We start from the raw sequence: 6523 nt of genomic DNA, 5'->3' as shown, positions 1-6523 counted from the left end.
AACCTTTTAAGTGGACATATAAGGGTAAAGTCTTGGCTGTCTAATAGTCTGTGTATTTACGCCGAGGTGTACTAGTTGATAGTCTGTTACAATCCGCAAACAAAAAGCAAAAACTCAATGACATTCAATCCCGCGTCTTTCTGCAAACTTGGGAGGGACACTCTTATCAAGAGATAGCCGATCGCTTACTTTACGAACATGACTATATCAAAAAAGTCGGTTCGCATTTGTGGCGAAATCTCTCTCAAATCATCGGCGAAAAAGTCTCAAAGCAAAATCTGCAAGCAGTTTTGCGCCGCTACCAGCATTGCTGTGCGGGCATCTTGGACGCTAGCAAACGAGATAACAGCACCCAAGATTGGGGAGAAGCGATCGATGTTTCCCAATTTTACAACCGGCAACAGGAACTAGAAACTTTAGAAACTTGGATTAGCGGCAATTCTACTCGCGCGATCGGTATTTTTGGAATTGGCGGTATTGGCAAAACTTCTCTGTCTGTCAAACTCGCCCAGCAAATTCAATCTCAATTTGAATACGTAATTTGGCGGAGTTTGCAGCAAGCACCGCGATTAGATGTTATCCTCAGCAATATTTTACCGATTTTAACTAATTCATCAGCCACAAACAATCACTCTATTGATGCTCTCATGGAACAGTTGCGGCAAAAACGCTGTTTGTTAATTTTCGACAATCTGGAGTCGATTTTGCAAGGGGGAAATCGCAGCGGACAATATCAACAAGGGTTTGAAAATTACCGACAGTTATTGGCGCGCATTGCTGACGAACCGCACCAAAGTTGTATGATTTTAACCGGACGAGAACAACCGGGTGGGTTTGCTGTACGATCGGGCGAAAATTTACCAGTGCGATCGCTCCAACTCTTCGGAGTTTCACCGCCAGTATGCCAGAAAATCATCGCCGATAAAGGATTAAAGGCAACCCTATTGCAGTGTCAAGATATTGTCAACTACTTTGGCGGCAATCCCCTCGCCCTCAAACTTGCTGCAACGACTATTAAAACACTTTTTGGCGGTGACATTCACGCATTTTTAGTACAAGGAAATACTGTTTTTAGCCATTTCTGGGATTTGCTCGATCGCCAGTTCTATCGCTTGTCTCCCCTGCAACAAAAAATTATGTACTGGCTCGCAATTAACCAAGAAGGAGCGACTCCTGCGAAGTTAAAAGCTGAAAATTTGCCCAAAGTGTCTGGAAGGCAACTGATGGAAGCATTGGAGGGGCTGGCTGAACGATCGCTCATCGAGGATCGGCGATCGCTCAATTATACTGCATCAACAAGTTTAATGCTACAACCCGCGATCGTCGAGTATGTCAGAGAACGCTTACTCCAAAATGCTGAGCAAGAATTGATGACAAACAAACTTAACTTATTGATAGCTTAAGCCTTGGTGATTGATTAAGTGCGATCGTACCAACTTTGCAGGGCCAAGCGGTGAACTTCCCGCCAGCTAATATTTTTAAGTCTGGCAATTTCCGCGCAATCTTCGTATTCTGGCTGTACATTAACAATCGTTTCTCCCGACTTCGCAACTTTTATCTTGACTTCGCCGTATTCTGTTTGAACTGTCTGGATTTCCCGGTGTAAAATAGTTCTCTGTTGAGTCGATCGCCTAATTCCTAGAGTAGTAGTCTCGCGAAAGATAACTGCTTCGCAAGCATCCTGAAATTCGGGATGACAAATCGCAGTTAACAAAACCCCCAGCCGCGACTTTTTCATCACAATTGGGGCAGTAAAAACATCCAGAGCTCCGGCGGCAAACAAAGCATCAAAAACATAGCCGATCGCCTGCGGACTCAAATCATCAATTTGCGTTTCCTGTACACAGATTGCTTCTCGATTGTTGGTTAAATTTTCTTTTCTGACTTCTGACTTCTCCCCTATCCAGAGGCGCAAAATATTAGGAATTGCCAGGTTTCGAGAACCTGCACCCAAACCGATCGCCTGAATTTGCATCGGCGGTGGTGGGCCGAAACCAGCGGCGAGAGTACAGGCGATCGCAGTTCCCGTAGGAGTGCACAATTCGCGATCGATCCCATTGCTATAAACCGGCACTCGGTGCGTTTCCCACAACCGCATCACCGCCGGCGTCGGCACCGCTAATCGGCCGTGGGCCGCCTTCACCGTACCTGCGCCAGTCGGCATCGCCGAAAAGTAAAACTCCTGAATATCCAACCAATCCAAACCCAAACAAGTACCGACAATATCAATAATTGCATCCGTCGCCCCCACCTCGTGAAAGTGAACCTCGCTTGCGGGGATACCGTGTACGGCACCTTCTGCCTCTGCTAATTTGCCAAATACGGCCAAACTCCAAGCTTCCACGCGCGGAGGCAATTTTGCAGAGACGATGATTTGCTCAATTTCGGGCAAATTGCGGTGATGAGTGTGGCTAATTTCTGCATCTGGTTCCCCGTGACTGTGAGAATGTTCTTCCCCGTGATGATGGTGGTGGCGGGCGTCAAAAGTCGGGGATTCCGTTTCCGAGGGATCGAGTTCGGTAGCGGAATTTTCTGGTTTTAACCACAAATCCGCAGCTAAATCGACATAAAATTTAGTTGCTTGTTGAGTATTCCGGTGGACTAATTCCGTCCGCAACTGGTACTCTGTCGAAATGCCGAGCAAATTGAGTTTTTCGATTAGGTAGTCTAAAGGAACGCCGGCGTGGACGAGAGCTCCGATGCACATATCGCCAGCAATGCCGGTTGGACAGTCAAAATAAGCTATTTTATTCATTGTTAACAATTAATTTTTAGCATTGATTGTTTCACTCGATATTTCGATCGCCCACTTAGCCTGCAATATCTTAACATGGCAACTTTTTACGAAGTGCATCCAGTTGCACCCCAGAGAGACCGGATCGATAAAATTCAAAAAGCTCTAAAAAATGGGGCAGTGATGCTTTATCCGACAGATACAGTTTACGCGATCGGCTGCGATATCAACTCCAAGTCTGCAGTAGAACGAGTCAGGCAAATCAAGCAACTATCCAATGATAAGCCTTTAACCTTCCTGTGTTCCTCTCTGTCAAATATCACCGACTATGCTGCAGTTAGCGATGAAGCATACAGAATTATCAAGCGGTTAATACCGGGGCCTTATACATTTCTGCTGCCAGCTACCAAGTTAGTGCCACGGTTGGTAATGAACCCAAAACGGAAAACCACTGGAATTCGCGTTCCCGACCAGCGGCTTTGTTTTACACTGTTGGAAGCCTTGGGAAATCCAATTATTTCAACATCCGCTCACATTACCACGGATGATGAAGGTGCAGCACCAGTCCCTGCATCTAAAGCAGAAAGCTTTGGCAAAGCTGAGCTGTTTGACTGTTTTTCAAAGCTAGTGGATGTCATTGTCGATGACGGTTCCGATCCGGGATATCAAGTTTCTACCATTCTCGACTTAACAGCAAGCGAACCGATTGTTGTTCGCCGTGGTTTGGGTTCGGAAGCTGTCGCCGTTTGGGAAGATTAAAATTTTAAGGGGCTGGTTAAGCGCTAAATTCGCCCACAACCCGCCCTATTCTTTTAGTTCTAAACTGCTTTAAGCCTCTACCTTAACTCCTTTCCAAAAAGCAATATATCCGGCAATATTTTTAGCAGCATCTTTCGGAGTAGGATAGTACCAAGCAGCATCTTTATTAACTTGTCCGCCGACTTCGACACTGTAGTAACTAGCAACACCTTTCCAACCGCAAGTAGTGTGAGTGCTGCTGTCCTTGAAATACTCACGGTTGATGGCATCGGCGGGGAAATAATAGTTGTTGTCTACAATTTCGCACTTGTCGCTCTCGGCCAAAACGGCACCATTCCAAATTGCTTTCGGCATCAGTTTTTCTGCTTAAATTGAGATTCTCAATTATTGTAACTGTATTTGTGCTCAAAAGGCATAGAATAGTTGAGAAGCCAACAACCAACTACTGCAAATGTCAGCGTCGAATCCGCCAATATCTTCTGTGCCGCTGCCCCTGGAACAAGCACTCAAACATTTTTTTGGCTATGACTCTTTCCGCCCGGGGCAGCAGGAAATTGTCGAAGCTGCTTTACAAAAACGGGATATGATGATTGTCATGCCGACGGGCGGTGGCAAGTCTTTGTGTTTTCAATTACCGGCACTGTTGAAACCAGGATTGACTGTGGTTGTTTCGCCGTTAATTGCTCTGATGCAAGACCAGGTGGAAGCTTTGCAGGATAATGGAATTGGGGCGACTTTTCTCAACAGCACTTTGAGCAGTCAGGAAACGCGATCGCGCGAAACTGCGATTCTCGAAGGTAAGATTAAATTGCTCTACGTTGCACCCGAACGCTTGCTCGGTGAGAGATTTTTACCGTTTTTAGATATAGTAGCAAATAAGTTAGGAATTTCGGCATTTGCGATCGACGAAGCCCACTGCGTTTCGGAATGGGGACACGACTTTCGTCCAGAATACAGACAAATGGAACGAGTGCGCGATCGATATCCCGACATTCCCATTATGGCACTAACCGCCACCGCCACCGAGCGCGTCCGCCAAGACATTATCCAGCAGCTAACTCTGCGAAATCCCTACATCCACGTCGCCAGCTTCAACCGCCCCAATTTATACTACGAAGTTCGCCCCAAAACCAAACACAGTTTTGCCGAAGTTTTGCAAATTATCCAAAAAAAAGGCGGTTCGGGAATTATCTATTGCCTCAGCCGCAAAAAAGTTGACGAAGTTGCCTATAAATTACAACAAAGTGGCATCCAAGCCTTACCCTACCACGCCGGCATGAACGATGTCGATCGCGCCACCAATCAAACCCGCTTCATTCGCGACGACGTGCAAGTAATGGTAGCCACAGTTGCCTTCGGTATGGGCATTAACAAACCCGACGTGCGGTTTGTAATTCACTACGACTTGCCCAAGAATCTCGAAGGATACTATCAAGAATCCGGCCGCGCAGGCCGAGACAACGAACCCGCCCATTGTAGCTTATTTTTCGGCTACGGCGATGTCAAAACCATCGACTACATCATCGAGCAAAAACCTGACCCACAAGAACAACGAATTGCCCGCCAACAGTTACGGCGAGTAATCAACTATGCAGAATCCACCGATTGCCGTCGCACAATCCAGTTAAGTTATTTTGGCGATTCATTCCCAGGCAACTGCGGTACTTGCGATAACTGTTGCAACCAAAAACCCGTAGAAGATTGGACGATTGAGGCAATGAAATTTCTTTCTTGCGTTGCGAGATGCCAAGAAAAATTCGGCATGAATCATATTATTGACGTACTGCGCGGTTCAAAAAATCAAAAAATATTGCAATACCAGCACCACCAACTTTCTACTTACGGAATTGGCAAAGATAGAAGTGCTGAGGAATGGAAAAAATTGAGTCGTTCGCTGTTAAATCAAGGTTGTTTAGACGAAAAAACAGACGGATTTCCCATATTGAAACTGAATGAAAAAAGTTGGGAAATTATGAAACGTCAGCGCACAGTTGAAATCGCCATTGAACCCCAGCGGGAAGTACAGGGGAAAGTTCGTTCTTTGGCAGTAGAAGTAGAAGGTTTATTTACCGTACTGCGGACGCTACGCAAACAAATTGCCGACGAACAATTTGTGCCACCTTACGTAGTTTTTGCCGATAAAAGCTTGCGAGATATGGCAGAAAAACGCCCCCAAAATCTCAGAGAATTCGAGGAAGTTTACGGCGTTGGTAGCAACAAGCGAGATAAGTACGGTAAAGTTTTTTTGGAGGCAATTCGCACTTTTTGCCAAGAACAAGGATTGCCAAGTGGTGCTGCATCTTCTGATGTAGCTAATCTTCCAAATCTTTCCAACTTTGCGTCTTATTCCCAGATGCAAACCTGGGAATTATACCGAAAAGGTTTGACAGTTCAAGGAATAGCCAATGCGCGGGGTATGAGTCCTAATACTATTTCTGGGCATCTGATAGAATTGATGGAAATGGGCAGGGAAGTTGATATAAATTTGTTGGTGGAACCGGAACGCCAGCAGGCGATAGTGTACGCAATTGAAGTTATGGGGGATGAGAAACTGAGAGCCATTTATGATTTTTTGGAAGAACGTTATACGTTTGAGGAGATTAAGTTTGTGCGGGCTTGGTGGCGGCAAAATTATGTCGGTTTTTAACCGCAGATGTAGGCTGATGAACGCTGATGGACGCAGATAATTAATAGATAGGAGGGGTAAATGAGAATTAAGAAAGTAGCTTTTTGCGCTCATATATTAAAGTTGCGTTTTTAACCTATTTTTTCCATTTGGCTTTGCTAGCTGGGGTATATGGGGTTGGCAAAGGTTCAATTTCACAAGTAATTTTAAGAGCGCTCTAAGTCAGTAAGCTTGGGTTGGCTAAGCGTCTCATTCTTCGCTATGCTTCGCGCAGTTTCGAGGGCGATAAGTTCCCTTTTTAACTCAACTTTATTGAGCTATAAATACCAGGGTAAGAGCATCTCAATCAAGCTTGACAAAAGGAGTTGAGAACAGTCATCATATAATCATTATTCATAGAAGCC

General features: G+C 45.3%; 5 protein-coding genes. 3 read left to right on the top strand and 2 right to left on the bottom strand.

The features are described 5' to 3' along the window. Positions 1-50: 50 nt before the first annotated feature. Positions 51-1403, top strand: coding sequence for an NB-ARC domain-containing protein (locus QUA04_RS28245; protein WP_333263702.1), 1353 nt, complete (start codon positions 51-53; stop codon positions 1401-1403). Positions 1404-1417: 14 nt separating this feature from the next. On the opposite strand, the gene larC is transcribed toward QUA04_RS28245, so the two are convergent. Continuing rightward, complete coding sequence (gene larC, locus QUA04_RS28240; protein ID WP_333263699.1) at positions 1418-2755, bottom strand: nickel pincer cofactor biosynthesis protein LarC; 1338 nt, start codon at positions 2753-2755, stop codon at positions 1418-1420. 75 nt (positions 2756-2830) lie between these two features. Here larC and QUA04_RS28235 point away from each other — a divergent pair, with 75 nt between their 5' ends. Then, complete coding sequence (locus QUA04_RS28235; RefSeq protein ID WP_333263696.1) at positions 2831-3493, top strand: L-threonylcarbamoyladenylate synthase; 663 nt, start codon at positions 2831-2833, stop codon at positions 3491-3493. Positions 3494-3562: 69 nt separating this feature from the next. Here the strand turns inward: QUA04_RS28235 and QUA04_RS28230 are convergent, their stop codons facing one another. Then, positions 3563-3847 (bottom strand): DUF427 domain-containing protein, encoded by a 285-nt coding sequence (locus tag QUA04_RS28230; protein ID WP_190738299.1) that lies wholly within the window; start codon positions 3845-3847, stop codon positions 3563-3565. Between the two features lie 97 nt (positions 3848-3944). On the opposite strand from QUA04_RS28230, the gene recQ reads away from it, so the two are divergent. Next, positions 3945-6140, top strand: coding sequence for a DNA helicase RecQ (gene recQ, locus QUA04_RS28225; protein WP_333263693.1), 2196 nt, complete (start codon positions 3945-3947; stop codon positions 6138-6140). The last annotated feature ends 383 nt before the right edge of the window (positions 6141-6523 follow it).

It is taken from the genome of Microcoleus sp. S13_C5, assembly GCF_036700845.1.
Lineage (GTDB): Bacteria > Cyanobacteriota > Cyanobacteriia > Cyanobacteriales > Microcoleaceae > Microcoleus.
This window is presented reverse-complemented; position numbering and strand designations above follow the sequence as displayed.